Origin of the sequence: Marinibaculum pumilum (genome assembly GCF_042646425.1) — a bacterium.
GTDB classification, from domain to species: domain Bacteria; phylum Pseudomonadota; class Alphaproteobacteria; order Ferrovibrionales; family Ferrovibrionaceae; genus Marinibaculum; species Marinibaculum pumilum.
In genome coordinates, this window is record NZ_JBHRTR010000019.1 from 106,370 (window position 1) to 131,942 (window position 25,573).

Consider the following 25,573-nt stretch of genomic DNA (forward strand, 5'->3'; position numbering starts at 1 on the left):
GTGGTCGAATGGCTCAACAGCATCATCCAGGGCATCCTGCTCGGCGGACTCTATGCGCTGTTCGCCACCGGCATGTCGCTGATCTTCGGCGTCATGCGGCTGGTGAACATCGCCCATGGCGACCTGATCGTGCTGGCCGCCTATATCGCCCTGGTCTGCGTCGACGCCACCGGCATGGCGCCGCTGACCAGCCTGCTGATCGTGGTGCCGGTGATGGCGGTGATCGGCTATGCGCTGCAGCGCGGCGTGCTGAACCTGACCCTGGGCGACGACATCCTGCCGCCGCTGCTGGTCACCTTCGGCATCTCGATCATCTTGCAGAACCTGCTGCTGGAGGTCTTCTCCGCCGACTCCCAGAAGCTGCAGTCGGGCTGGCTCGACACCGCCTCCATCCAGCTGGGCGACAGCATCGCCATCGGCCTGGTGCCGCTGATCATCTTCCTGGTCGCCATTGTGGTGATCGGCGGGCTGCAGTTGCTGTTCTACCGGACGAAGCTGGGCAGGGCGTTCCGCGCCACTTCCGACGACCAGGACACCGCCCGGCTGATGGGCATCGACAATCGCCATGTCTTTGCCCTGGCGATGGCGATCTCGCTGGCGGTGGTGGCGGTGGCGGGCGTGTTCCTGGGAATGCGCACCAACTTCGACCCGTCGATCGGCCCGCCGCGGCTGCTCTATGCCTTCGAGGCGGTGATCATCGGCGGGCTGGGCAGCCTCTGGGGCACCTTCATCGGCGGCATCATCCTCGGGGTGGCACAGTCGATCGGCGCGAAGATCGATCCCGGCTGGCAGATCCTGGCCGGCCATATCGCCTTCCTGGTGATCCTGGTGATCCGCCCGCGCGGGCTGTTCCCGCGCGCCGTGGACTGAGGGGGCGGCGATGGCACGCTATTCCGTCGAACGCACCACCCGCACCGCGCAGGCCGGGCTCGGCATCTTCGTCATCGTCCTGGCGGTGCTGGTCTCCCTGCCGTTCTGGGCCGGCCGGGCGGACATGCGGCTGATCATGGAGATCTGCTACTTCCTGGCGCTGGCGCAGATGTGGAACCTGCTGGCGGGCTATGCCGGCCTGGTCTCCATCGGCCAGCAGGCCTTTGTCGGCCTGGGCGGCTATGCGCTGTTCGTCTTCGCCATCTACCTGGACATCCACCCGCTGCTCTGCCTGGTGCTGGCGGGCCTGGCGGCGGCCATCTTCGCGGTGCCGACCGCCTTCGTGGTCTTCCGCCTGCGCGGCGCCTATTTCGCCATCGGCACCTGGGTGGTGGCGGAGGTCTACCGCCTGGTCTTCGCCCAGGTCTCGGCGCTGGGCGGCGGCTCGGGCATGAGCCTGCCGATCGCGGTGGTGAAGGAACTGGGCACCAGCCCGCTGGGCCGCGACATGATCTTCTACTTCATCTGCCTGGGCCTGGCGGTGGGGACGACGGCGATCGTCTACTGGCTGCTGCGGGCCCGCCACGGCCTGGCGCTGACCGCGATCCGCGACAGCGAGGTCGCGTCGCGGTCCCTGGGGGTGGATGCCTTCCGCACCAAGTTCTGGCTCTATGTCGTCGTCGCCGGCATCACCGGCACGGTGGGCGCGCTGATCTTCCTCTTGAAGCTGCGGATCTCGCCCGATGCCGCGTTCAGCCTGCAGGACTGGACGGCGAGCGTGCTGTTCATCGTCATCATCGGCGGCATCGGCCGCATCGAGGGGCCGATCGTCGGCACCCTCGTCTTCTTCGTCCTGCGCGGCCTGCTGGCCGACCTGGGCAGCTGGTACCTGATCGTGCTGGGCGCGCTGGCGGTGCTGGTCATGCTGTTCGCCCCGCAGGGCATCTGGGGCCTGGTCGCGGAGCGGCTGGGCTGGCACTTCTTCCCGGTGCGCCGGCGCCTCAAGGTGCATGGCGCAACCGAACCTGAGTGAGGAGAGAGAGAATGGCTGAGGCTTTCATCTGCGATGCGGTGCGCACCCCGATCGGGCGCTACGGCGGCAGCCTCGCGAAGGTGCGCCCCGACGACATGCTGGCGGTCACCATCGCCGCCCTGATGGGACGCAACGGTAAGGTCGACTGGCAGAAGGTCGACGATGTCTATGCCGGCTGCGCCAACCAGGCGGGGGAGGACAACCGCAACGTCGCCCGCATGGCGTCGCTGCTGGCGGGCCTGCCGGTGGACGTGCCCGGTGCCACCCTGAACCGGCTCTGCGGTTCCGGCATGGATGCCACGGCCATCGCCGCCCGCGCGATCAAGGCGGGCGAGGCGAACCTGATGCTGGCCGGCGGCGTGGAGAGCATGACCCGCGCCCCCTTCGTCATGGGCAAGGCGGAGACCGCTTTCAGCCGCGATGCGAAAGTCGAGGACACGACGATCGGCTGGCGTTTCGTCAATCCGAAGATGAAGCAGCACTACGGCACCGATTCCATGCCGGAGACCGGCGAGAACGTGGCCGAGGAGTACAAGGTCGACCGCGCGGCGCAGGACGCCTTCGCCTACCGGTCGCAGATGAAGGCGAAGGCGGCGATGGAGAATGGCCGCCTCGCCGCCGAGATCGTCCCGGTGGAGATCCCCCAGCGCAAGGGCCCGCCGCAGGTGGTGGAGGTCGACGAGCATCCGCGCCCCGAAACCACGATGGAGGCGCTGGCGAAGCTGCCGACCCCGTTCCGGCAGAACGGCACGGTGACCGCGGGCAATGCCTCCGGCGTCAATGACGGCGCCTGTGCGCTGGTGCTGGCGGACGAGAAGACGGCGGCCGCGATGGGCCTGACACCGATGGCGCGGATGGTGGCGGCGGCCACCGCCGGCGTGCCGCCGCGGATCATGGGGATGGGGCCGGCGCCGGCGTCGAAGAAGGTGCTGGAGAAGGCCGGCCTGACGATCGACCAGATGGACGTGATCGAGCTGAACGAGGCCTTCGCCTCGCAGGGCATCGCGGTGCTGCGCGAGCTCGGCGTGCCGGAGGATGCGGAGCATGTGAACCCCAATGGCGGGGCGATCGCGCTGGGCCATCCGCTGGGCGCCAGCGGCGCGCGGCTGCTGACCACGGCGGCCTACGAGCTGCAGCGCCGCCAGGGGCGCTATGCGCTGTGCACGATGTGCATCGGCGTCGGACAGGGAATTGCCGTGATTCTGGAGCGGGTGTGATGCGCGATTTCAACGAGACCAACATCACGCAGATGGCCATCGACCGGATGGCCGGATGCGGCGATCCGCGGCTGAAGGCGGTGATGACCAGCCTGATCCGCCACCTGCACGACTTCGTGCGCGACGTGGAACTGACCGAGGCTGAGTGGATGACCGCGATCCAGTTCCTCACCGCCACCGGCCAGATGTGCGACGACAAGCGGCAGGAATTCATCCTGCTGTCGGACACCCTGGGCGTTTCCATGCTGGTCGATGCGATCAACAACCGGAAGCCGGAGACGGCGACCCAGTCCACCGTGCTGGGCCCGTTCTATCGCGAGGGCGCGAAGACCTTCGCGGCAGGCGAGAGCATCGCCGGCGACACGCCCGGCGAGGAGGTCTTCATCAGCGGCCGGGTGACCGATGGGGACGGCAAGCCGATCGAGGGCGCGATCCTGGACGTCTGGCAGACCGCGCCGAACGGCCTGTACGAGGTGCAGGATCCCGACCAGCCGGAGTTCAACCTGCGCGGCAAGTTCGCCACCGACGCCGATGGCCGCTATGCGCTGCGCACCGTGAAGCCGGTCAGCTATTCGGTGCCCGACGACGGGCCGGTGGGCAGGATGCTGAAGGCCCTGGGCCGGCACACGATCCGGCCGGCGCATGTGCACTTCATCGTATCCGCGCCGGGCTACGAGCCGGTGACGACGCACCTGTTCACCGATGGCGATCCCTATATCGACAGCGACGTGGTGTTCGGCGTGAAGTCGCCGCTGATCGTGCGCTACGAGCCGGTGCAGGATGCGGACGAGGCCGCGAAGCTGGGCATCCGGACGCCGGGCTGGAAGGTCGCCTACGACTTCGGGCTGAAGGCGGCGTAACGACACGGACGGGCTGTCAGGGCTGGTGCTTCGACCGTTCCGGTCCGCTCGCGTTGAGCGGGATGATGTCGGCGCTGTTGAGGCCCGCGGCGGCGGGGGGGCGGTCGCTGCGGGTCGCCGATGCGTTCAGCGGCATCACGTTGGGTGGTGCCGGCAGGACCCTGTTTGCGGGGAAGATCAGCACCACGGTCGTGCCCCGCCCCGGGGTGCTGCGGACGGTGAGCCGGCCGCCATGCAGCTCCATCATCGCCCGGGCCAGCGGCAGGCCGAGCCCGGTGCCGGCATTCTCTGCCCGCTGCGCATGACCGACCTGGCCGAACGGGGTCAGGGCGACGCGGATCTCGTCCGCGGTCATGCCGATGCCGCTGTCGGTGACGGCAAGCACCAGGTTGCCGTGCGGCCGCAGTTCGGGGGTCAGCACCACGGAGCCGCCGGCCGGGGTGAACTTCACCGCATTGGCCAGCACGTTGATCAGCACCTGGCGCACCATCCGGTCTGCCGCCTGAAGCTGTACCCGCTGCGGCATCGGCAGGACCGTCAGGTCGACACTGCGCCGCGCCGCGTCCGGCGCGATCATGCGGCCTGCGGTGGACAGCGCCTCGGAGACGTCGCAGATATCGTCATCGTCGATCCGCATCTCGCCGGCCTCGATCTTCGCCAGGTCCAGGATCTCGTTGATGATGCCCAGCAGGTGCTGGCCGCTGCCGTTGATGTCGCCGGCATAGTCCCGGTAGCGCTGGTTCTGCAGCGGCCCGAGACGTTCGTTCATGATCATGTCGGAAAAGCCGATGACGGCGTTCAGCGGGGTACGCAGTTCGTGGCTCATGGTCGCAAGGAAACGCGACTTCTCGTCACTGGCACGTTCCGCTCTGTCCAGCGCCCAAGCCAGGCGCGCGGTCATCTGGCGCAGCGCTTCCCGCGATGCGACAAGCTGCCGGATCACCCGTAGCGCCAGGTAGACGATCGGCGCGGCGATCAGCACGGTGATCGCGGTGGCACCCAGATAGACCTGCCACTTCTCGCCAAAGAAGCCGTTCTCGATCAGCAGCGCTGCCCCGGACAGGGCACAGGTCACGGCGAAACAGGTAACGAGGGCGGTCGCGGCGGCGATATGGATGCTGCCCAGCCACCGGTTCAGCGCCCTGAACGCCGAGACCGGTGCGTGGTCGGCATCCGCCGCCCGTTCCCTATGCTGTATCGATCTGGTGCTCATCACCGTCCCGCGCACCTTGCCTGTCCCGACCTGCCGGTCGCAATCTGCCAGTGTCGTTGGTGCGATCCTGCACCCTGACAATAGCCTAGCCCGGAAACCTTAAGACGGGCTTTCGTTCGGACGTGCAGCATGCCGCGGCGCCGGTCATGCTGGCGAGGGGGAGGAAGCAATGTATTTCGTCGTTTTCGGTACCGACCGGCCCGGCACGGAACAGCTGCGCCTGGATACCCGACCGAGCCACCAGCAGCATCTGCGCGCGCATCCGCACCCGGTGACGGTGCTGCATGGCGGCCCGACCCTGACCGCCGACGGCGCCCGCATGAACGGCTCCATGCTGGTGGTCGAGGCCGACAGCCTGGCAGATGTCGAGGCCTTCGTTGCCGACGACCCCTACAGCAAGGCGGGGCTGTTCGCGACGGTGGAAATCCGCCCCTGGAAATGGGGAATGGGCGCGCCGGGCTCCTGAGAACGGGACCGGGGGCCCCGCCGCGGCGGCACGCGGGCGGACATTTCCCAAGATCAGAATGCTGTCCGGTGAATAGTTCGGACGGATGGAAATCTATTGTCCGGCGCAAGCGGAGCGGCCTGCATGCTTGGCAAAGTCCATCCAATCCGGAATGATGCCGCATGAGTCGCCGCGGCCAACGCGGCCGTCTGGGAAATCATACGGGCCGATGGGGAGGATTTGCCATGTCCGAAGAAAAATTCAAAGACAAGGACGGACTTTTCAGCGTCTCACGCCGTCATTTCCTTGCCGGGGCATCCGTACTTGGCGGTGGTGCAGTCGTCGCGCCGTCTCTACTTCGGCCGGCTCTGGCGGACGACCATATGCCGAAGCGCGGCGGTACCCTGAAGATGGCGGTGGGCGGCGGCTCGTCGACCAACAGCTTCGACCCGACCACCTATGACGATTTCGTCATGAATGACATCGCCTTCCAGTACGCCAACCGGCTGACCCAGGCGAACGCGAAGGGTGTGATCGTGCCCGACCTGGCGGAAAGCTGGGAGGCGACGCCGGACGCCAGGGTCTGGCGGTTCCGGCTGCGCAAGGGGGTGAACTTCCACAACGGCAAGCCGCTGACCGCCGAGGATGCGGTCTGGTCGATCAACCTGCATCGCGGCAAGGACTCCAAGTCCGCGGCCAAGGCGCTGCTGACCGCCGTCACCGACGTGAAGGCGGAGGGCAAGGATGTCGTGGTGGTGGAGCTGGACGGCGGCAATGCCGACCTGCCGGCGATCATGGCCGACTACCACATGATGATCCTGCCCAGCGACCTGCCGGCCGATGCCGGCGTCGGCACCGGCCCGTTCGTGAAGGAGATGTTCGAGCCCGGCGTGCGCTGGGCGGCGACCCGCAACCCGGACTACTGGGACGGCGACCGGCCCTATGTCGACGCGGTCGAACTGTCGGTGGTGAACGACCCGACAGCGCGGCTGGCGGCGCTGCGCTCGGGCCAGGCGCATATGATCAACCGGGTCGACGCCAAGACCATCTCGCTGCTGAAGCGCGACCCGAACGTGCAGATCCTGCGCTCGCCGGCCTGGGCGCACTACACCCTGCCGATGCATTGCGACAAGCCGCCGTTCGACAATCACGACCTGCGCATGGCGATGAAATACGCCTATGACCGGGAGCAGATGCTGACCCAGATCCTGCGCGGCTATGGCAGCCTGGGCAACGACACCCCGATCGCGCCGACCAATCCCTATTTCAATGCCGAGATGCCGCAGCGCACCTACGATCCCGACAAGGCGGCCTTCCACTACAAGAAGTCGGGCCATTCGGGGCCGCTGCAGGTGCATACCTCGGACGCCGCCTTCGCCGGCGCGATCGATGCCGCGGTGCTGTTCAAGGAGAACGCGGCCAAGGCCGGCATCACCATCGACGTGATCCGCGACCCGGCGGACGGTTACTGGTCCGACGTCTGGCTGAAGGTGCCGGCCTGCTACGTGTTCTGGGCCGGCCGGCCGACCCCGGACATGATCTTCTCCACCGCCTATGCCAAGGGCGCCGCCTGGAACGAGGCGAAGTGGGACAATGCGAAATTCAATGAGCTGCTGGTGAAGGCGCGGGCGGAGCTCGACTTCGACAAGCGCAAGGCGATGTATGCCGAGATGCAGACCCTGGTGAACACCGACGGCGGCACCATCGTGCCGGTGTTCAACGACTGGCTGGATGCCGGCACCAAGGCGGTGAAGGGCTTCGAGCCGCATCCGCTGTTCGACTTCTCCGGCCACAAGGCGGCGGAAAAGGTCTGGCTGGACGAAGGCTGAGCCGGACCGGGCGCGGCGCACGCCCGCGATGCGCGCACTCGCATTGCTGGTCGGGCGGCGGCTCCTCTACGGGGCCGTCACCCTGCTGGCCGTTTCCTTCCTGATCTTCGGCGGCACGGAGCTGCTGCCCGGCGACGTGGCGGAGGCGATCCTGGGCCAGGGCGCCACGCCGGAGGCGGTGGCGGCGATCCGCGCCGATCTCGACCTCGACCGGCCGGCCTGGGAACGCTATGCGGACTGGCTGGGCGGCATCCTGTCCGGCGACCTGGGCACCTCGCTGACATCGAAGCGGCCGATCGACGAGATGATCGGCGCCCGGCTGGGCAATACCCTGACCCTGGCGGCGGTGGCGGCGATCGTGTCGGTACCGCTGGCGCTGCTGCTCGGCCTGCTGGCGGCCTTGTACCGCAACACGATCTTCGACCGGGTGCTGTCGGTCGGCACGGTCTCCACCGTGTCGATGCCGGAATTCTTCGTCGGCTACCTGCTGATCCTGGTCTTCGCGATCCTGCTGGGCTGGCTGCCGCCGAACTCGAATGCGGTCGCCAATCCGCAGCTCGGCCTCTGGGACCAGCTGGTCGCGCTGGCGCTGCCCTGCGCCACCCTGACGGTGGTGGTGGTGGCGCATATGATGCGGATGACCCGGGCGGCGGTGATCAACATCCTGACCGCGCCGTTCATCGAGATGGCGACCCTGAAGGGGGTCAGCCGGGCGCGACGGGTGTTCCGGCACGCCTTTCCCAACGCGCTGTCGCCGATCATCAACGTGGTGGTGCTGAACCTCGCCTACCTGGTGGTCGGCGTCGTGGTGGTGGAGGTGGTGTTCGTCTATCCCGGCATGGGCCAGCTGATGGTGGACCATGTCGCCAAGCGCGACGTGCCGGTGGTGCAGGCCTGCGCGATGATCTTCGCGGCGACCTACGTGCTGCTGAACATGAGCGCGGACATCCTGGCGATCCTCGCCAATCCGCGCCTGCGGCATCCCAAGTGAGGAAGGCGAAATGACCGCCCGCTATCCGGTCTCGGTCTGGGTCGGGGCGGCGATCGTCCTGCTGTTCGCCGTCCTGGCCGCCTTCGGCCCCTGGCTCGCCCCCTATGGCGAGGGGGAGATCGTCGGCGATGTCTGGGAGCCGCTGTTCGGTACCTACCTGCTGGGCACCGACAACCTGGGCCGCGACATGCTGACCCGCCTGCTCTACGGCGCGCAGACCACGGTCGGCATCTCGCTGGCGGCGACGATGGTCACCTTCCTGCTGGGCAGCGTGCTGGGCTTCCTGGCGGCCACCGCCGGCGGCGCGCTGGACCAGGTGATCAGCCGGGCGGTCGACGCGGTGCTGGCGATCCCGCCGCTGATCTTCGGCCTGGTGGTGCTGTCGGTGATGCCCTCGTCGATCCCGATCCTGATCGCGGTGATGGGGGTGCTGTTCGCCGCGCCGGTGTTCCGGGTGGCGCGGGCGGTCGCGATGGACGTCACCGTGATGGAATATGTCGAGGTCGCGCGCCTGCGCGGCGAGGGGCCGGCCTGGATCATGGGGCGGGAGATCCTGCCCAACGCGCTGACCCCGCTGGTGGCGGAGTTCGGACTGCGCTTCTCCTACACCATGCTGTTCCTCTCCGCGCTCAGCTTCCTGGGCCTGGGGGTGCAGCCGCCGACCGCGGACTGGGGCGGCATCGTGAAGGAGAATGCCGCGGCGATCAGCTTCGGCCTGATCGCGCCGCTGCTGCCCGCGGCGGCGATCGCGATCATGACGATCGGCGTGAACCTGGTGGTCGACTGGGTGTTGAACCGCACATCGACCTTGCGGCGGGGAGGGTAGGCGGATGGCGCAGGCGGACATGGTGGATACGGGACAGGCGCAGGGCGGCACCCTGCTGGACGTGCGCGACCTGCGGATCGAGACCAGCCAGTCCGACCCGGACGCCCGCAGCCAGATCGTGAAGGGTGTCTCCTTCACCGTCGGCCGCGGCGAGGTGCTGGGCCTGATCGGCGAGTCCGGCGCCGGCAAGTCGACGATCGGCCTGGCCACCATGGCCTATGCCCGTCCCGGCACAAGGATCAGCGACGGCGAGATCATCCTGGACGGCGACAATGTCCTGGACCTGCCGCCGGTGGCGGTGCGGAAGCTGCGCGGCCAGCGGGTCGCCTATGTGGCGCAGAGCGCGGCGGCGGCCTTCAACCCGGCGCTGCGGCTCGGCGACCAGATCGTCGAGCCGGCGGTGATCCACGGCGTCTGCAGCGCCGATGAGGGGCGGCAGCTTGCCGGCGACCTGTACCACCGCCTCGGCCTGCCCGACCCGGACCGCTTCGGCGAGCGCTATCCGCACCAGGTCTCCGGCGGCCAGCTGCAGCGGGCGATGACGGTGATGGCCCTGGTCTGCAAGCCGGACCTGATCGTCTTCGACGAACCGACGACGGCGCTGGACGTCACCACCCAGATCGAGGTGCTGGCCGCGATCAAGGACGCGATCTCCGACCTGGACACCGCCGCCCTCTACATCAGCCACGACCTGGCGGTGGTGGCGCAGATCGCCGATTCCATCATGGTCCTGCGCTATGGCGAGACGGTGGAATATGGCGAGACCGGGCAGGTGCTGCACGCGCCCCGGCAGGACTATACGAAGGCACTGGTCAGCGTCCGTTCCGTCGGCCAGCCCGAGGGCGCGATGGCCGGGGTGGCTGCGCCGGAGCCGGTGCTGCAGATGACCGGCATCACCGCAGGCTATCGTCGCGGCCAGACCATCCTGGAGGATGTCACCATCGCCGTGCCGCAGGGCCGCACCGTCGCGGTGGTGGGGGAGAGCGGCTCCGGCAAGTCGACCCTGGCGCGGGTGGCGATGGGCCTGCTGCCGCCGTGGGACGGCGAACTGCGCTTCGACGGCGCCCCCCTGACCCCGCATCTGAAGCGGCGCAGCCGGGAAGAGCTGCGGACCCTGCAGATGATCTACCAGATGCCGGACGTCGCCCTGAACCCGCGGCAGGAGGTGCGCGAGATCATCGGCCGGCCGCTGACCCGCTTCCTGGGCCTGCGCGGACGGAAGCGGATGGACCGGGTGGTGGAGCTGCTGGAACATATCGACCTGGATGCCAGCTTCGCCAATCGCCTGCCGGGCGAACTGTCGGGCGGCCAGAAGCAGCGGGTCTGCATCGCCCGCGCGCTGGCGGCAGAGCCGAAGCTGATCATCTGCGACGAGGTCACCTCCGCCCTCGACCCGCTGGTCGCCGACGGCATCCTGGAACTGCTGCTGCGGCTGCAGCGGGAGGACAATCTCTCCTACCTGTTCATCACCCACGACCTGGCGACGGTGAAGGCGATTGCCGACGATGTGGTGGTGATGTACCAGGGCCGGGTGGTCTGCCAGGGGCCGCGGGCGGAGGTGATGACCCCGCCGCATGACGCCTATACCGACCTGCTGTTGAAGTCGGTGCCGGAGATGAAGCTCGGTTGGCTCGAAGAGGTGCTGGAATCCCGCCGCATGGAGGCGGCCGGGAACTGACCGGCCCGGCATCGCCGGGCGCCGAGTCAGGCGACAGCCGGCCACTGCTGGGCATCGCGCTGATGGCGGCGGCGATGCTGATCATTCCCACGGTCGACGGCGTGGCCAAGCATCTGGGGGAGAGCTTCTCGCCGCTCTTCGTGGCCTGGTCGCGCTATGCCGCGGCGACCCTGATCGTGCTGCCGGTCGCGCTGTGGCGGCTGGGCCCGCGAAAGGCGCTGCCGCGGCGCGGCCTGGGCGCCCACCTGCTGCGCACCGCCTTCCTGATGGCGGCGATGAGCTTCTATTTCCTGGCAATCGCGCGGATCCCGCTGGCCACAGCCTCGGGCGCCTATTTCGTCGGACCTGTCGTGGCCGCCCTGCTGGCGATGCTGCTGCTGCGGGAGAAGGCGCGGCCGCTGCGGCTGGCGGCGGTGGCGCTGGGCTTCGCCGGCGCCATGACCGTCGTCCGTCCGGACGGCGGGATCTCCACCGGCATGCTGCTGGCGCTGGGCAGCGGGATCTGCTTCGCCGGCTATATCATCGCCACCCGGGTCGCGGCCCGCAGCGCCGGCGTCCTGCCGACCCTGGCCTTCCAATGCCTGGTCGGCGCCCTGCTGCTGACCCCGCAGGCGATCTGGACCTTCGCCGTGCCGGATGCGACGCAATTGGTGCTGATCCTGACCATGGGGGCGGTCTCCGCCTTCTGCCATGTGCTGTCGATCAACGCCTTCCGCTATGCCGATGCCTCGCTGCTGTCGCCGCTGGTCTACCTGGAACTGGTCGGCACGGCGGCGATCGGGCTGTTCGTCTTCGGCGAATTCCCCGACGCGGTCACCTGGACCGGCATCGCGGTGATCGTGGCCGCCGGCCTGCTGCTGGCACGGGAGCGGGCGCGCTGACGGCGCTCAGGCAGGAACGGGCGTACCGCCGCGGCGGATGTGCAGGTAGAGCCCACCGACAATGGCCAGGTTGGCGATGCCGAAAGCGGCGGCCGCCGCGAAGGCCAGGGTATAGCCGCCGGTGATGTCGTAGAGCCGGCCGCCCAGGAAGCCGCCGAAGCCATGCGCCAGGAAGGCAAAGGCGGTGACGATGCCCATCGCGCCGGCACGGCGTGCGGGCGCAGTCAGGGCGGTCGTCGTTGTCAGCACGCCAGTCATCACGCCGGAATAGCCGAAGCCGTAGGCCAGGCCGTAGAGGTAGAAGCTGCCCAGCCCGTCGAGCTGGGTGAAGCCGAACACCATCGCCGTCTGCCACAGGGAGGCGGTCATGTAGGCGGGGATCGCGCCGACCATGTCGGCCAGCTTGCCGAACACCAGCCGGCCCAGGATGCCGGCGGCCAGGATCGCGAACATCACGCCGGCGGACTCCGACGCCGACAAAGCGCGGTCCTGCATCAGCGGCACCAGGTGCATCAGCGGCACCGCCATCAGGGTACAGCAGCACAGCACCGCGGCGCTCAGCACGATCACCACGGTGCGGTGCGGCAGGATGCCGTGCAGGCCGGCCGCGCCGCCGCCCGCGCCGCCGGTCCGCGGCGGCGGGTCGCGTGCCAGCAGCGACAGCGGCAGCAGCAGGGCCAGGGTGCCGGCGCCCAGCAGCGCCAGGGCGCCGCGCCAGCCGAACGCCTCGATCGCCACCGCGGCGATCACCGGGATCGTGCCCTGGCCCAGCGCCTGGCCGGCGGAAGCGATGCCCAGCGCCATGCCGGCGCCGGTCGCGAACCAGTTGCCGACCAGCGCCAGCAGCGGCGCGAAGAAGGCGGCGCCGCCGAACGCGCCGCCGACCAGGAACAGCAGGTAGAGCTGCCACAGCGCCTCCGCCTGGGAGGCGGCCAGGATGCACAGGCCCAGCACCGCGCCGCCGGCAAGGCAGATCCACCGGATCCCCCAGCGGTCCGCGGCCCGGCCCAGCAGGATGCCGCCAGCCGCCAGCCCGACCAGCCCCGCGGTGTTGATCAGGGCGATATCGCCCCGTGCCCAGCCGAACTCCCGCTCCAGCGGCAGGAAGAAGACGGACAGGCCGCTGACCAGCTGGCCCATCGTCACCGCCAGCATGACGGCGGCGGCCGCGACGATCACCCAGCGATAGCGCGGCTCTGCGGCCTGTTCCGGCATGGCGTGGACCCTGTCCTGTTTCCTCGGCCCAGAGGGTAGGGGATCGGGCCCGGCCGCGGGAATGCCGCTTCCGCAGATGCCGCATGTGGCCGCCGCATTGCCCCAATGGCCGGTCATGTCCGACCTCACCGGGCATGGCCAGTCTTGGGCCACTGGTGACCGCTTCCGCGTGGCGAGGATGCAGTTCGGGCCACATGCTTCTCCTCCAACGCGTCATTCGCGCACTTGTTGCGCGAATCCATGGTGCTGCGAGGCTCAATCAGGGCAGGCTCTTATTGAGAGGCGGCGGCATGGACTCGCGTATCAAGTACGCGGGTGACGATATTTGGCAGAGGCAGGGGATCCCTGCCGCAGCATCGGCGGCGGCAACCGGCTTTCCTTTCGCCCCCCTCAGCCCTCCGGATGCCGCCGGCGCAGGTTCAGGTCGGCGGGCCAGACGCTGCGCTTCAGGTCCAGCGGATAGCCGCAGCTATAGTCGTAGGGCGGCTTGATCACGTATTTCCGGTCGAACGGGATCCAGTTGTAGGGCTCGCCCGCGCGGATGATGTAGGGCCAGTCCGGATGGGCGAAGAGCGGCCGGCCGACGGCGCAGAGATCGCCGGCGCCGGAGGTGATCACCTGTTCGGCATGCGGGCCCTCGGCGATGCCGCCATTGACGATCACCGGCTTGCCGCTGGCGCGCCGCAGAACGGTCGGCATCGGGTCGGCGCTGTTCGGGTCGCGGTTGTCGGTCCAGTCGAAGCTGGACCAGTGCAGCGCGTCGACCTGCGCATCCGCCAGGGCGCGGCCCAGCGCCTCGGCATAGCGCACGCCGTCCGGCCAGGCGCCGCCGAAATCGTCCACCCCGTCCTGCGACAGGCGCAGGGTGATCAGCTTGCCCGGCCCGATCGCCTCGCGCACCCGCTCGCAGACCAGCTTGGCGAAGCGGATGTTGTTCTCCGGGCTGCCGCCGAACTCGTCGCTGCGCAGGTTCTGCTTCGGGTCGACGAACTGGTACAGCAGGTAGCCGTTGGCGGCATGGATCTCCACCCCGTCGAAACCGGCCTGCATGCCGCGGGCGGCGCCCTCGGCAAAGCCGTCGGCGATGCGGAAGATCTCCTCCCGGCTCAGCGCGCGGGCCGGCGGGAAGGTCACCTTCGGCCAATGGCCGACGACCTGGCGGTCATACTTTTCCTGGTCGCTGTCGGTATAGAGCACCCAGCCCGGGCTCTGCGTGTCGCTGGCGCTGACCGGCGCCTCGCCCGCGAACAGGCAGCGCGGGTCGCTGACCCGGCCGCCATGCATCAGCTGCAGGATGATCGGCACGTCGCAGGCATGGACGGCGTCCACCGTCCTGCGCCAGCCGGCGATGTGCTTCTCGTTGGCGATGCCCGGCTGGTTCAGGTAGGCGATGCAGCCCAGCGCATCCTCCTCGTAGGTGCCTTCGGAGATGATCATCGCCACCCCGCCGCGGGCGCGCCGGGCGTAATAGGCCGTCATCTCGTCGGTGGGCGTGCCGTCATCCTCCGCCGACTGGCGGGTCAGCGGCGCCATGACGATCCGGTTCTTCAGGGTGAGGTTCCCCAGGCGGTACGAAGAGAAGGTGTTCGGAAAAGCCTGCATACGTATGCCCCCTTGCTCGGCCGCCCCCGTCAGCGACGGTGCCAATGTAGCACCGGGCCGCTGCGGTTGCGATTTGTCTCACCCCGGCAGCATGGCCAGGGCGTAGATCTCGTGCTGATAGCCTTCCAGGTACAGCCCGGTGCAGCCGACCGGCGTCCAGGCCGGGCCGGCGCCGGCCGGGAAGATGTCGGCGGCGGCCGCCATCACCGCCTCCCAGTCGCGGACATCCTTGTGGAAGGAGGTGACCTCGACCAGATGCTCCAGCCCGGCGCCGTGCTTCTCCAGCACGCCCTGGATCTGGCTGAAGCAGTAGCGCGCCTGCGAGGCGGGATCGCCGCGGCCGACGATGTTGCGCTGCCCGTCGGAGGCGACCTGCCCGGCAATGCCGACCAGCCGCCCGCCGGCCTTGCGGGTGGCACCGGAATTCCGCTCCGCATGCCAGTGCACACTGGGCAGGTTGTGCGCCACCCGCGGCCCGGCGCTCAGGTCGGCGATGGCGCGGAAGGCACCCACCATGCCCGACCGCCACAGGCCGGTCATGCCGATGGCGGTATAGGTCGGTGCCTCCGCGACCGCCGTGTCGGCAATCGTCTCGTCGCACCAGGTGCCCACGGCGGCATCCATGCCGCGGGCGTCGTGGTTGAAGGCGATCATGTCGATCACGTCGTGCAGGCCGCTGCCGGCCTCCGCCAGGACCTCCTTCAGGCGGTCATAGGCATAGCGCGCCTGCGCGAAATGGTCGCCGGGGCTGACCGGCAGGCCGCGACTGTCGGCGGCCACCAGGCCGGAGGTGAAGACATGGTCGCCCTTCGCCGCCGCCGCCGATATCGGCAGCCCCCGCATCCACCCCATCCGCGGCGGCGTCACGCCACGCCGCCTCCCCGGGCCGAGATGGGCGATGGCGCGGATGCTGACCAGCAGTTCCGGCCGGTAGCTGCCCACCATGCCGGCCAGGCTCCAGGCCGGCCCCTCGTCGGGGAAATGCTCCGCCGCCACCGACAGCACCGCGTCCATGTCGCGCGGATCCTTCACGAAGGCCATCACGTCCAGCACGTCGTCCATGCTGCCGCCCTCTGCCGCCAGGATCTCCGCGATGCGCGCGAAGGCGTTGCGCGCCTGCCGCCGGACATCGCCGCGCGCCAGCGGCCGCAGCTTCGCATCCGCGCTGACCTGGCCGGCGATGAACAGCAGGTCGCCGCAGCGCACGGCGGAGGATGCCGGCATGTCGCGGCACCAGGCGTTGGCATCAGGAATGATGAAGCTGCGATCGCCGGTCATGGTGCGGCCCCTCTCGGTCGATGCTGAAGAATAAGACCGGAGATGATCGTATGCCATGCCGGTGAAAAGGTGCGGAGTCCGGCATCCTTAGCTGCAGTTATAACGACGATGCAGGAATACGGGGGTCATCTCGGCTCGGTCGCGTAGAACGACGAAGGCGAAACCTTCCGCGCCCGGCTGGAGTACCTCCGCGCCCTCCGAGGGTAGAGATGCCAGGAGCCTGAAGCGGGTGTTCTACGAGATTGTGGACGATTACCTCGGACCCAGCGGTGAGGAACGGCGCAAGCCTGACCTCCTGCTCAAAGGGAGCTTCAAACTGCGCTCGGGCCCGAACCTGCGTCGCCGCACAATGATCTTCGCGCTGCAAGGGGCTCAACATCAACAAAGTGGTGAGCGATGCCCTGTGTGACTATCTGGACGGGGAGGAATACGTTAGCATAGGGAGGATTGCTAAAGAATTTTTCCAAATATCAGCTTTTACAAGAAAAGAAAATCTCAGAAAAGAATTATGCGAGATGAAGATTGATTTCTATTTTCGTAAAATATATACCGATTCATAAATCCGATCATAATAATATCATGTATATATTTTATCCGAGTAAATTAATCTATTTTTGCGATAAAAGGCGACTCTGGCAGACTTTAAGCAAGAAATTGACCATTGGCACATTTCCTGGTTTTGCCGACAACGCAGTTTCAAGATCTGCTTGACGCAAGCGAACCCGACCGGTAGCAATCGCCAACAAAAACTCGGAAGCTGCGCCACCTCTTTCAGTTTTTGCTGCTTGGATGATGCGCCGGATTAAGCGACTTAACTCGCGACTATCCGAGGGTGAATCAGTCAAATTCATTTCATACGGGTACGCCGCTCGTAGAATACTCGCCTGAATAATGTCGTCGTTGAACCTGCCGAAATTTCCTGGTGCGAGAACCGTTTGCTGAAACCAATTACTTTTGATTGCTGATTTCTGAGTTCTGTGTGCATTCGCACGGAGTTGTTGTAATACCGACGCGATAGTAAAGTATACATCCGCCTGAGAATGATTGCGTTGCGGCACACCACTCGGCCAAAATACAAAACCCGGCTGCAGGGTCAGATTGTCTCCTACGGTATTCGAAACGAAAAGTTCATTTTCAAGAGGTGTCGATGAATTGCTTAGGCGTTTAACCCGTTTGAGTATCGCGGTTTGCAAATTTTTTGGTATCAATTTCTTTACTTCGGGATCGAGTAATAGTCTACGCTCTGCCGCCCAAGGATTACTCTCTGACGAGAGCGGCAACACCATCCGCTCTACCTCGATTACCTGATACGGGTAGGGATTGGCAGTTTGGACGAGAGTTCGCTCTAGCGACTCCCGACGGGGTTCGCCGGTCGTCTTCGAGAAGCCAATCAAGTACATCAATGGTGCTTCGGGCACGATACTGCGAAGGTCTCGACTGACATCGAGTAAGTTGCGTCCGCTTTCGATAATCAATCCGGCGATCACTATAGAGGAAGTCGTCGATTTAGGAATGTTATCGATATTTTCGCGAATTATAACTTGTACTTCAGGCGAAACGGCGCTCGCGATTTGCTCTGCGAATGGAATACAAACTTCGTCAACTGCAATCACATGTCTAAGGCTCGCGGGCATAGAGCGGCGAATTACATAATGAAAACGATCCTGAAAACTCCTATTTTCGAGTAAGAATTTTGAATTAATGTTGAATTGTCGCGGTTGCCTACCGACACTTTGCCCTAGGCCAACTGTAAAAACTTTACTTCCGGCAAACCTATCCATAAGTACGGCAAGACCGGTAGGTGCATCACCTTTCGCGATTAGCAGCGGTTCCTGCTGGGGGCCCGCAAACTCAAACTGATCGCCCTGTAGTTTGATGGCGTGTGACCCGGTTTGGCACATTTTGCAATTCTCAGGTCTTTCTACAGAGGGCAGTGTGGCAATGCCTTCAGCATTGAAGACGGGATCTCGGTACAAATCGCACACGATGTTCGAGCGGCTGTGGTCGTTGCCCAAAAAAAGTAAGTGAGTTACTTGATTATGCGTAAAACCATATTCTTCGATAAGTTTTGATGCGAGTGAGCCACTTGATGAAGCGGAAATCAGCAAGACAGAATCTTTAATATGCGTAAATCTATACCCTCGGATACCGGCGTATGATGAAAAATTGTCGGCAAGTATTGGCTTTGAGTTCTTGAATGATGATCGTTGCTCGTTGATTGCCGCAATTACGGGATATAGCGATGGTGTATCTAAATAGGCTGTCCTCACATGTGTAGGCACATATGGCAGTGTGCAGAAGCCAATAAATGCAATCTCGGCGCCTCGAACTAAAATATTGGAAAGTCTTATGAAGCGCTCTGTATGTCGTCCTGATGGGTTCTCAAAATGGTATGTGGACGTGGATTCGACGAATCCATGACGAGCTCTGAATATGCTCGTGAGTGCTCTTCGCTTAAATTCTGAAAACGTGACATTGGCTTCTGGATTTTGTCCATTGACTTGTTTACGCTGTAGTTCTTCGCCCAGGCAGCCGTAGCCGATCAGTGTCACACTGGTTCGCTTCCCCAGGCGGGCCAGCGTCGCTAGGTTCTGAGAGTCTTTGGTAAGTTCCGAGATAGTAGTATTAAATTCGGAGTCGCGCACCAAAATAATTACTTCGTCAGGGAGCAGATTTTGTGCGACTTCACTTTCTATCAAATCTGCCAATGCCTCAGAATTAAGGCTTGGCGTTGCCGAAAAGACCAGCAAGACGTCGTATGTTGACGCTTTTCGCACGATATCGAAGCGATACGAGTAGATCGAGTTCATCACGCCCGCCGAATGGGGATAAGGATCGTCAGGAGGCTTCCGGCCACTGGTGCCAGAAAATCAAGGTCGGCCTGTTCATGTCGCCGTAGCGCTACTTCAGCCGCCTGTTCTTCCTCCGAGAAATCTATGTAGAACGACATGCGGCCGGTCCGTAGCCGCAAAAATCCTTTTTGACTACCAAGTAGCCGCATCACGTGCGGTAGTCCTTCGCCGAAGCGGCTGCGACCTTTCGCGCTACCGCGTCCGAAGCATGCCTTGACCGCAGCTTCTTCGTCGTCGAGAGAGAGCTCCTTCAGTGAACGCCCGGTCCAAGTCACAGCGAAGCCGGGGCCAGAATCGAGAATAGAAAGTTCGAAAAGATGAGTATAAATGGCGCCTTTAGGAACGGTTAGAGTATTGCAATATTTTGCTAGAGGCTTATATTCGCCAACAATGCGTGCCATTTTCTCTGGTTCTATGGCATGGTGATTGGTTTTTATCGCTCGGATCGAAATGTCGAGTAGATTGCCCACGATATCTGACAAGGCGTGATCTTCGGTGTTCTTGAAGGTCTCGTACAGCATCGCACCAATCGCGTCCGCTGCATCTGTGGGCACATTTGCGCGGTACGCTCCGCGGATGGCACCGCGCAACAACCAATCTGCCAGCGCTCGGAAGTTCTCGCGTGGGCGCAGCGCCGCTCCATTTCCAGATTGAGGTAGATACAACAAGTAGGGCCTGTCTCGGCCTAGGTGGTCGGCGCATAGGATTTCCGCCGAGGCGCCCCGATAGCCTTGTTTCGGGCGTTCGCTCTGAAGTTGCTCCAAGCGCTTCAATGCGGCATTCCTGAGCGACGTATCGATCGATCCGATTGTGCCTTTGCCGGACGCCTGAACCGCGCAGAGTGCCGCAACTAGACCCGGAAGCCGACGCACGAAATCGTCAATTTTTTCGCGAGTATCGATAAAGGTTTCAAGCATGCCATCATGATTTTTTTGCGCCCAAGAGATGATAACCTGCGCCAAGGCGGCTTCTGCGCCGCCGGCCAGATGTCTGATATTGCTTGGGAGCCTCAATGGCTCGCCGACCGGGGCATCAGCTATGGAGTGAAGCGCCCGCTCACTTGCGGCAATTGTGGAATGAGCTGCGATTCGCACTTGGTCTCCTTTGTCGACCTTCGTGCGGTACTACTGACCAAGTATCTGGGAGCAACAGAAAAATTTGGTCGGGTAGTTGTTTCAGGTCGGGTCGTCTGTTTAGATTGCCATTGTATGTCATGAGGTAGTCCAATGCTTTGCTCTCACCGTCATCTTGGTACTTCTGGGCTATCGTCGGGCTAACAAAATCTAGACGTGGTGACGTGAGCCGCACTGCTTGTCCACCGATAGGCGGTGTCTGCTTCCAGTCTGATGTCTTATGGCGCAATGATGCAACCGTACCAGCGCTCTATCGAATTAGATTGATCGCCTCCTTGAAGCGCGGATGCTCCGCCGTCTGCAGCCATTCGAAGACCACCATCTCCGTCGTCACCGTCTCCGCCCCCTGGCGGGCCATGCGCTTCAGGCCGGCCGCCCGGTTCTCCGCTGTGCGGGAGCCGACGGCATCGGCGACGACATGGACCCGGCGGCCATGGTCCAGCAGGCCGAGCACGGTCTGCAGCACGCAGACATGCGCCTCGCAGCCGGCGACCACCAGGTGGCGTTCCGGCGGCAGGCGCTCCAGCAGGCCCGGGGTGCGGCAGGCGTCGAAGCTCATCTTGTGGACCACCAGGTCCGGCGGCGGCGCCAGCTCTTCCACGGTGCCGCCCAGGCCCTTGGCGTTCTGCTCCGTGAACAGGGTGGGCACCCCGAACAGGGCGGCGGCGTCCAGCAGGCGCCGGGCATTGGCGACGGCCGTGGCACCGTCATGGATCGCCGGCATCAGCCGTCCCTGGAAGTCGATCACCAGCAGCAGCGAGGCGGCGGGGTCGATCGTCGGCATGAACTGGCACTCCCTGCGATGCGGTTGTGGCGGTCAGGCCTTGTAGTAGACCAGCTGGTGCGAGGTGGCGACCAGCCGCCCGTCGGGCGACCAGAGCTCGGCGCTCTGGTCGGAATAGGAATCGTTGCTGCGCCGGCCGTCCACCCGGGCGGCCAGCAGGGTGGCCCCCAGCCCGGCCAGTTCCGCGGCACCGGCATGGAACCAGGTCGACATGGTGACCGTCCCCAGCGGCACCAGCTCGCGCCGGATGTGAAAGACCCGTGCGAAGAAGGCATCGGCCAGGGCGGCCACGCTGAGATGGTCGATGGGCCGGTCCGGCGCATCGCCGAGCCACAGGGTGGAGGCGGCAGGCGCCGGTTCGGCCGCCGCGGCCGGGGCCGCTTCGCCGAAACCGGGTGCGGCGATCTCCGGCGCGCCGCTGTCGAAGTGGAAGCGGTAGCGGGAGGTCCAGCCGCTGCCTCCGCCGGTCTCGTGGGCGGCCAGGCTCGACGGGTCGCGCAGCACCGGCGGTTCCGCGCTCTGGTGGCTCCAGCCGGCGCGGCGGATCCCGGTCACCGTGGTGGCCGTGATCCGCGGCATCGGGTCGTCGCCCTGGAAGGCCGCGACCTGCCAGTGCTGGGTGGAGCGGTTGGTGCGCGCCGGGCGGGCCTCGATCCGGTAGGGCCCTTTCTCGACCGCCGCGGCGAAGTTCACCGTCTGCGCGACCGGCTCGCCCAGCAGGTCGGGATGCGCCAGCACCGCGCGCAGCAGGGTGGCGGCCGTGGCGCCGCCGAACTGGCCGACGAAGCCGTAATATTCCGGCCCGGTATGTGCGGTGGCGGTGCCGTCCGCCTGCATCTCCACGGCGGTGGCGCGGTCGAAGGGATGGCTGGCGCTGGTTCCGTGCATCAGGGCTCCGGGTATCGGTTGGACGGGCGGCGAGACTAGAGGCGGGCTGCGGTCCCGCCAATGACCGCAGAGGTCAAGGGGGATCGAGGGGTCATGCGCCGGCAGGGCCCTGCAGCCGCGCCAGTTTCTCCTCCAGATGCGCCTCCATCAGCGCCGGCGCGGAGGCGGCGAACATGCGGATCCGGCCGGTATGGGCGAGCAGCAGCAGCCCGGCGGCATGGGCGAAGCAATCGACCATGATGCGGCCGGCCTCCGCCCGGTCGGCGCCCAGCTCTTCCGCCGACGCGGCGATCGGCTGCAGGGCCGCCTCCAGCGCGGCGTTCAGCGCGGCATCGTTGTCCCGGCCCAGGCCGGCCGACTTCATGCCGCCGCGGAACAGGTAGAAGCCCAGGTCCAGGTCGCGCGGGCGGGCGGCGTAGAAGTCGAAGAAGGCCATGCCCGCCGCCCGCAGCCGCGCCGCCGGCCCGGCCGCGTCATCGACCGCCCTGTCCACCGCCGCCCGCAGCGCGGCCAGGGATTCGTGCAGCACAGCGGCGTAGATCGCCTCCTTCGACGGGAAGTGGAAGTAGAGCGCCGCCGGGGTATAGCCGGCGCGGGCGGCGATCGCGCGCAGGCTGGCGCCTTCCAGCCCCTCTTCCTCGAAGATGGCGCGGGCGGCGTCCAGGATCAGGGCGCGCTTGTGGGCGCTGACGGCCTTACGGCGGTTCTGTGTGCTCATTGACGGAAATTCTAACAGTGTTAGAAATATCGAACAAACGGATTCCAGGAGACCGCCCATGCTGATGACCGCCGCCGACTATCGCGAGTCCCTGCGCCGCTACAGCCCGCGCGTGTTCGTCAACGGCAGCGCGGTGGATAATGTCGCCGACGAACCCCTGCTGGCGCCCGGCATCGCCGCCGTGGGCGTCACCTACGACACGGCGCTGGAGGAAAAGCACCGGCCGGTGATGACGGCGTGCCAGGGGACGAGCGGCGAGACCGTCAACCGGATGCTGCATATCAATGAGACCTCGACCGACCTCTTGTGGAAGCTGGAGGCGGTGCGCCTGGTCTGCCAGCGCTCCGGCTGCGCGCAGCGCTACCTGACCCATGACGCGCTGAATGCGATCTTCCAGGCGACGAAGCGGCTGGACGGGGAGGCGGGCGGCACGGCGGGCTGGCACGACCGCTTCCTGGCCTACCTGCACCGGGTGCAGGCGGAGGACCTGACCCTCGGCGTGGCGATGACGGATGCGAAGGGCGACCGCGCGGCCCGGCCCGGCGCGCAGGCCAATCCGGACGTCTATGTCCATGTCACCGAGCGCAGGCCGGACGGCATCGTGATCCGCGGCACCAAGGCGATCGTCACCGGCGCCCCCTACATGCACGAGTTCCTGGTGATGCCCTGCCGCACCCACCGGCCGGAGGATGCGGCCTGCGCCGTGGCCTGCGCGGTGCCGGTGGATGCCCCCGGCGTGACGATCATCGCCCGCCCCGCCGGCCGGCCGGGGGAGGCGGCGGCGAAGTTCAGCGGCCGCTACGGCCAGTCGACCGGCGTGGTGATGTTCGACGACGTCTTCGTCCCCCATGACCGGGTGTTCCTGGACGGGCAGGTGGAGGCGGGCGGCTTCATGACCACCAGCTATGCCAACCACCACCGGCATTCCTGCATCGGCGCGCGGGCCGGTTTCGGCGACCTGCTGATCGGCGCCGGCGCCATGATGATCGAGGCGAACGGCCTGGACCCCGACCGCCACGGCCATATCCGCGACGCGATGGTGGAGCTGATCACCATCACCGAGAGCTTCTTCGCCTGCGGCGTCGCCGCCTCCACCTACTGCGTGAAGGACCCGTCCGGCGCGGCGATGCCGGACCCGGTCTTCGCCAATATCGGCAAGCTGCTGCTGGCGACGAAGATCTACGATATGCAGCGCCTGGCACACTACGTGTCCGGCGGGCTCGTCGTCGCCCTGCCGGGACCGGAGGAGGACCACAATCCGGAGACCGCGGCATCGCTGTCGGCGGTGCTGGCCGGCCGGCCCGACATCCCGGCGGAGCGGCGGCTGGAACTGGCGCGGGTGATGGAGGACCTGACCGCCTCCTACCAGGCGGGCTGGTATTCGGTGATCTCGCTGCATGGCGGCGGTTCGCCGGAAGCGATGAAGCGGGAGATCTGGCGCAACTATCCGGTGGGGGAGAAGGCGGCGCTGATGGAGAGCCTGCTGGACCGTGGCGTGATCGACGACGGCAGCCGGGTGTCGAAGCAGCCGGGCCGTTGCTGCGTCACCGGCTGCGCCGTGCCGGAGGTGCCGCCGCAGGACAGGGCCGACGCGGCGGAGCCGCAGGACCGGGCCGACGCGGCGGAATAGGGACACAGCCATGACCTTCGATGAACTGCTCGACCGCTTCACGGCGGCGGTGGAGGCGCGCAACGGCGCCGCCCTGGCCGCCCTGTTCACCGAGGACGGCGTCTATCACGACGTCTTCTACGGCAGCTTCACCGGCCGGACGGCGATCGCAGGCCTGATCGACGACTGGTTCCACCGCACCGCGGAGGGCTTCCGCTGGGACATGAAGGAGCGGGTTGCCGGTCCGGATCTCGGCTTGGCGCGCTACGTCTTCAGCTATGCCACCAAGCTGCCGGAGGCGGCGGGCGAGCGGGTGATGTTCGAAGGGGTCGCGCTGATGACCCTGCGCGACGGCCTGATCGCGGAATATCACGAGGTGGCCAATACCGGCCCGGCCTTCGCGCAGCTGCGCTTCGCGCCGGAGCGCACGGTGAAGATCATGCAGCGCTTCGCCGACGAGCTGCGCGGGCGGCCGGAGAGCCGGCGCCACGTCGCGCCATAGAGCATTCCCACCCTTGATGGAAACCTTGTCGTTCTCGGGCTTATATGAGGCGGCTTGTGTCAAGGCGTTGCCGGTAGATTTGCAGCAGCTTTATCTGTCGGGCGGGGCGCAGGTCGCGCCGGCTCCCCCACCACCTCCCGGATCGGCGCCTCCCGGATCGGCGCCTCAAGGTGCGGCGCCTCAAGGTGCGGCGCCTCAAGGTGCGGCGAAGGGCCCGCCGGGCTGGAACAGGGCCGCGGTCGCCTCGTCGGCCGGATACCAGGTTTCGATCCGCAGGTCCTGCAGGGTGACGTCCATCGCCGTGCCCAGGGTGGTGAGGGTGGTGAAGAAGGCGGCCCGCGTGCCGTCCATCTCCAGCACCACGTTCAGTGTCGGCCCGGGCAGCTCCGCCCAGTCCAGCACCTTGCCCTTCTCCGGCATGCCGTCGCTGGCGAGAAGAGCCTCCAGCTCCTCGGCGGCCGGGTCGTGCGGGCCCATCGCGTCCAGTTCCTGGTGGATCCGGTGGGCCAGGTGGGCGGCGACCTCCTCCCAGTTGACGATGTAGCGGCGAAGGCCGGCCGGATCGAGGGTCAGGCGGAAGGCGTTGGGCGGCTCGCCGCCCGGCGGCAGCGGTCCCAGCAGGGCGCCGAGCAGCCGCGCGGAGGCGCCGTTCTGCATCAGCAGGTTCCAGCCGCGGTCGACGACGATCGCGGGGTAGGGCTCCTGGCTCTTCAGGATGAAGGTCAGGGCCTGGCGGACCGCGGCCAGCTCCGCCTCCTCCAGGTCGCTCTCCCGGAAGGCGGGGGCGAAGCCGGCCGCCTGCAGCATCAGGTTCTGGTGGCGCAAGGGCACGTCCAGCAGGTTGCCCAGCAGGAAGACCATGGTGCGGCTGGGATTGGCGCGGCCGGATTCCAGGAAGCTGACATGGCGCTGCGAGATCTCGCCCGCCAGGGCCAGTTCCAGCTGGCTCATCCGGCGCTTGCCGCGCCAGTAGCGCAGCAGGTCGCCGAAGGAGCTGCGGGCCCGGGCCTGCCGCCTGCCGGTTGCCGCCCGTCCCGTCCCCGCCCGTCCCGGCCCTGTCCGTCCCGGCTCCGTCCGGCCCGATGTCGACTGCGATGCCGCCGCGTTCCTGTCCATGGCGGGCATGATATCGCAGCCGGGCCGGTTCCC

23 protein-coding genes are annotated in these 25,573 nt (G+C 66.2%); 13 read left to right on the forward strand and 10 right to left on the reverse strand.

All coding sequences use genetic code 11. The features are described 5' to 3' along the window. The 4 genes from ACFOGJ_RS07345 to ACFOGJ_RS07360 are packed head-to-tail and all read left to right on the forward strand — an operon-like array spanning window position 1 to window position 3,980. Window positions 1–870 (forward strand): branched-chain amino acid ABC transporter permease, encoded by an 870-nt coding sequence (locus ACFOGJ_RS07345; protein ID WP_379899198.1) that lies wholly within the window; start codon window positions 1–3, stop codon window positions 868–870. A 10-nt stretch (window positions 871–880) separates the two neighbouring features. Next, window positions 881–1,903, forward strand: a complete 1,023-nt coding sequence (locus ACFOGJ_RS07350) for a branched-chain amino acid ABC transporter permease (protein ID WP_379899199.1) — start codon at window positions 881–883, stop codon at window positions 1,901–1,903. An 11-nt stretch (window positions 1,904–1,914) separates the two neighbouring features. Continuing rightward, window positions 1,915–3,120: a 3-oxoadipyl-CoA thiolase gene (pcaF, locus tag ACFOGJ_RS07355; RefSeq protein WP_379899200.1), complete on the forward strand. Its 1,206-nt coding sequence runs from the start codon at window positions 1,915–1,917 to the stop codon at window positions 3,118–3,120. After that, the gene (locus ACFOGJ_RS07360) at window positions 3,120–3,980 is read left to right on the forward strand and encodes an intradiol ring-cleavage dioxygenase (RefSeq protein ID WP_379899201.1); all 861 of its coding nucleotides are present in this window, start codon (window positions 3,120–3,122) and stop codon (window positions 3,978–3,980) included. Before pcaF ends, ACFOGJ_RS07360 begins: the two co-directional genes overlap by 1 nt. A 16-nt stretch (window positions 3,981–3,996) precedes the next feature. Here ACFOGJ_RS07360 and ACFOGJ_RS07365 read toward each other — a convergent pair whose 3' ends face one another. Next, window positions 3,997–5,193: a sensor histidine kinase gene (locus ACFOGJ_RS07365; RefSeq protein ID WP_379899202.1), complete on the reverse strand. Its 1,197-nt coding sequence runs from the start codon at window positions 5,191–5,193 to the stop codon at window positions 3,997–3,999. A gap of 169 nt (window positions 5,194–5,362) precedes the next feature. Here ACFOGJ_RS07365 and ACFOGJ_RS07370 point away from each other — a divergent pair, with 169 nt between their 5' ends. The 6 genes from ACFOGJ_RS07370 (at window position 5,363) to ACFOGJ_RS07395 (ending at window position 11,843) form a co-directional block, all read left to right on the forward strand. Further along, on the forward strand, window positions 5,363–5,659 hold the full coding sequence (locus ACFOGJ_RS07370) for a YciI family protein (protein ID WP_379899203.1): 297 nt from the start codon (window positions 5,363–5,365) through the stop codon (window positions 5,657–5,659). A gap of 362 nt (window positions 5,660–6,021) precedes the next feature. Beyond that, window positions 6,022–7,467, forward strand: coding sequence for an ABC transporter substrate-binding protein (locus tag ACFOGJ_RS07375; RefSeq protein ID WP_379899204.1), 1,446 nt, complete (start codon window positions 6,022–6,024; stop codon window positions 7,465–7,467). A 28-nt stretch (window positions 7,468–7,495) separates the two neighbouring features. Next, entirely contained in the window at window positions 7,496–8,458 is a 963-nt protein-coding gene (locus ACFOGJ_RS07380; protein ID WP_379899205.1) for an ABC transporter permease, read from the forward strand. 10 nt (window positions 8,459–8,468) lie between these two features. Continuing rightward, window positions 8,469–9,284 carry an ABC transporter permease gene (locus tag ACFOGJ_RS07385; RefSeq protein WP_379899206.1) on the forward strand — a complete coding sequence of 272 codons (816 nt, stop codon included), beginning with the start codon at window positions 8,469–8,471 and terminating at the stop codon, window positions 9,282–9,284. A 4-nt stretch (window positions 9,285–9,288) separates the two neighbouring features. Then, window positions 9,289–10,962, forward strand: coding sequence for an ABC transporter ATP-binding protein (locus ACFOGJ_RS07390; protein ID WP_379899207.1), 1,674 nt, complete (start codon window positions 9,289–9,291; stop codon window positions 10,960–10,962). Beyond that, entirely contained in the window at window positions 10,911–11,843 is a 933-nt protein-coding gene (locus ACFOGJ_RS07395) for a DMT family transporter (protein WP_379899208.1), read from the forward strand. The genes ACFOGJ_RS07390 and ACFOGJ_RS07395 overlap by 52 nt, the downstream gene beginning before the upstream one ends. Window positions 11,844–11,849: 6 nt before the next feature. On the opposite strand, the gene ACFOGJ_RS07400 is transcribed toward ACFOGJ_RS07395, so the two are convergent. The 3 genes from ACFOGJ_RS07400 to ACFOGJ_RS07410 form a co-directional block, all read right to left on the reverse strand. Continuing rightward, window positions 11,850–13,058 (reverse strand): MFS transporter, encoded by a 1,209-nt coding sequence (locus ACFOGJ_RS07400; RefSeq protein WP_379899209.1) that lies wholly within the window; start codon window positions 13,056–13,058, stop codon window positions 11,850–11,852. Window positions 13,059–13,448: 390 nt separating this feature from the next. Next, window positions 13,449–14,660, reverse strand: a complete 1,212-nt coding sequence (locus ACFOGJ_RS07405; protein ID WP_379899210.1) for an oxidoreductase — start codon at window positions 14,658–14,660, stop codon at window positions 13,449–13,451. A 78-nt stretch (window positions 14,661–14,738) separates the two neighbouring features. Beyond that, a complete protein-coding gene (locus ACFOGJ_RS07410; RefSeq protein WP_379899211.1) occupies window positions 14,739–15,938 on the reverse strand; it encodes a Rid family hydrolase in 1,200 nt (399 codons plus the stop codon). Between the two features lie 229 nt (window positions 15,939–16,167). On the opposite strand from ACFOGJ_RS07410, the gene ACFOGJ_RS07415 reads away from it, so the two are divergent. Further along, window positions 16,168–16,347: a hypothetical protein gene (locus ACFOGJ_RS07415; RefSeq protein ID WP_379899212.1), complete on the forward strand. Its 180-nt coding sequence runs from the start codon at window positions 16,168–16,170 to the stop codon at window positions 16,345–16,347. A 199-nt stretch (window positions 16,348–16,546) separates the two neighbouring features. On the opposite strand, the gene ACFOGJ_RS07420 is transcribed toward ACFOGJ_RS07415, so the two are convergent. The 5 genes from ACFOGJ_RS07420 to ACFOGJ_RS07440 form a co-directional block, all read right to left on the reverse strand. Then, entirely contained in the window at window positions 16,547–18,748 is a 2,202-nt protein-coding gene (locus ACFOGJ_RS07420) for a hypothetical protein (RefSeq protein ID WP_379899213.1), read from the reverse strand. Then, window positions 18,748–19,884, reverse strand: a complete 1,137-nt coding sequence (locus ACFOGJ_RS07425) for a hypothetical protein (RefSeq protein WP_379899214.1) — start codon at window positions 19,882–19,884, stop codon at window positions 18,748–18,750. The genes ACFOGJ_RS07420 and ACFOGJ_RS07425 overlap by 1 nt, the downstream gene beginning before the upstream one ends. A gap of 289 nt (window positions 19,885–20,173) precedes the next feature. Further along, a complete protein-coding gene (locus ACFOGJ_RS07430) occupies window positions 20,174–20,707 on the reverse strand; it encodes an isochorismatase family protein (protein ID WP_379899215.1) in 534 nt (177 codons plus the stop codon). A gap of 33 nt (window positions 20,708–20,740) precedes the next feature. After that, the gene (locus ACFOGJ_RS07435) at window positions 20,741–21,595 is read right to left on the reverse strand and encodes an acyl-CoA thioesterase (protein WP_379899216.1); all 855 of its coding nucleotides are present in this window, start codon (window positions 21,593–21,595) and stop codon (window positions 20,741–20,743) included. Between the two features lie 91 nt (window positions 21,596–21,686). Next, window positions 21,687–22,313: a TetR family transcriptional regulator gene (locus ACFOGJ_RS07440; protein ID WP_379899217.1), complete on the reverse strand. Its 627-nt coding sequence runs from the start codon at window positions 22,311–22,313 to the stop codon at window positions 21,687–21,689. 58 nt (window positions 22,314–22,371) lie between these two features. On the opposite strand from ACFOGJ_RS07440, the gene ACFOGJ_RS07445 reads away from it, so the two are divergent. Together ACFOGJ_RS07445 and ACFOGJ_RS07450 are read left to right on the forward strand one after the other, a co-directional pair. Beyond that, window positions 22,372–23,943 (forward strand): 4-hydroxyphenylacetate 3-hydroxylase family protein, encoded by a 1,572-nt coding sequence (locus tag ACFOGJ_RS07445; RefSeq protein ID WP_379899218.1) that lies wholly within the window; start codon window positions 22,372–22,374, stop codon window positions 23,941–23,943. 10 nt (window positions 23,944–23,953) lie between these two features. Next, the gene (locus tag ACFOGJ_RS07450; protein WP_379899219.1) at window positions 23,954–24,424 is read left to right on the forward strand and encodes a nuclear transport factor 2 family protein; all 471 of its coding nucleotides are present in this window, start codon (window positions 23,954–23,956) and stop codon (window positions 24,422–24,424) included. Between the two features lie 195 nt (window positions 24,425–24,619). Here ACFOGJ_RS07450 and ACFOGJ_RS07455 read toward each other — a convergent pair whose 3' ends face one another. After that, window positions 24,620–25,540, reverse strand: a complete 921-nt coding sequence (locus tag ACFOGJ_RS07455) for a helix-turn-helix domain-containing protein (RefSeq protein WP_379899220.1) — start codon at window positions 25,538–25,540, stop codon at window positions 24,620–24,622. Window positions 25,541–25,573 lie beyond the last annotated feature (33 nt).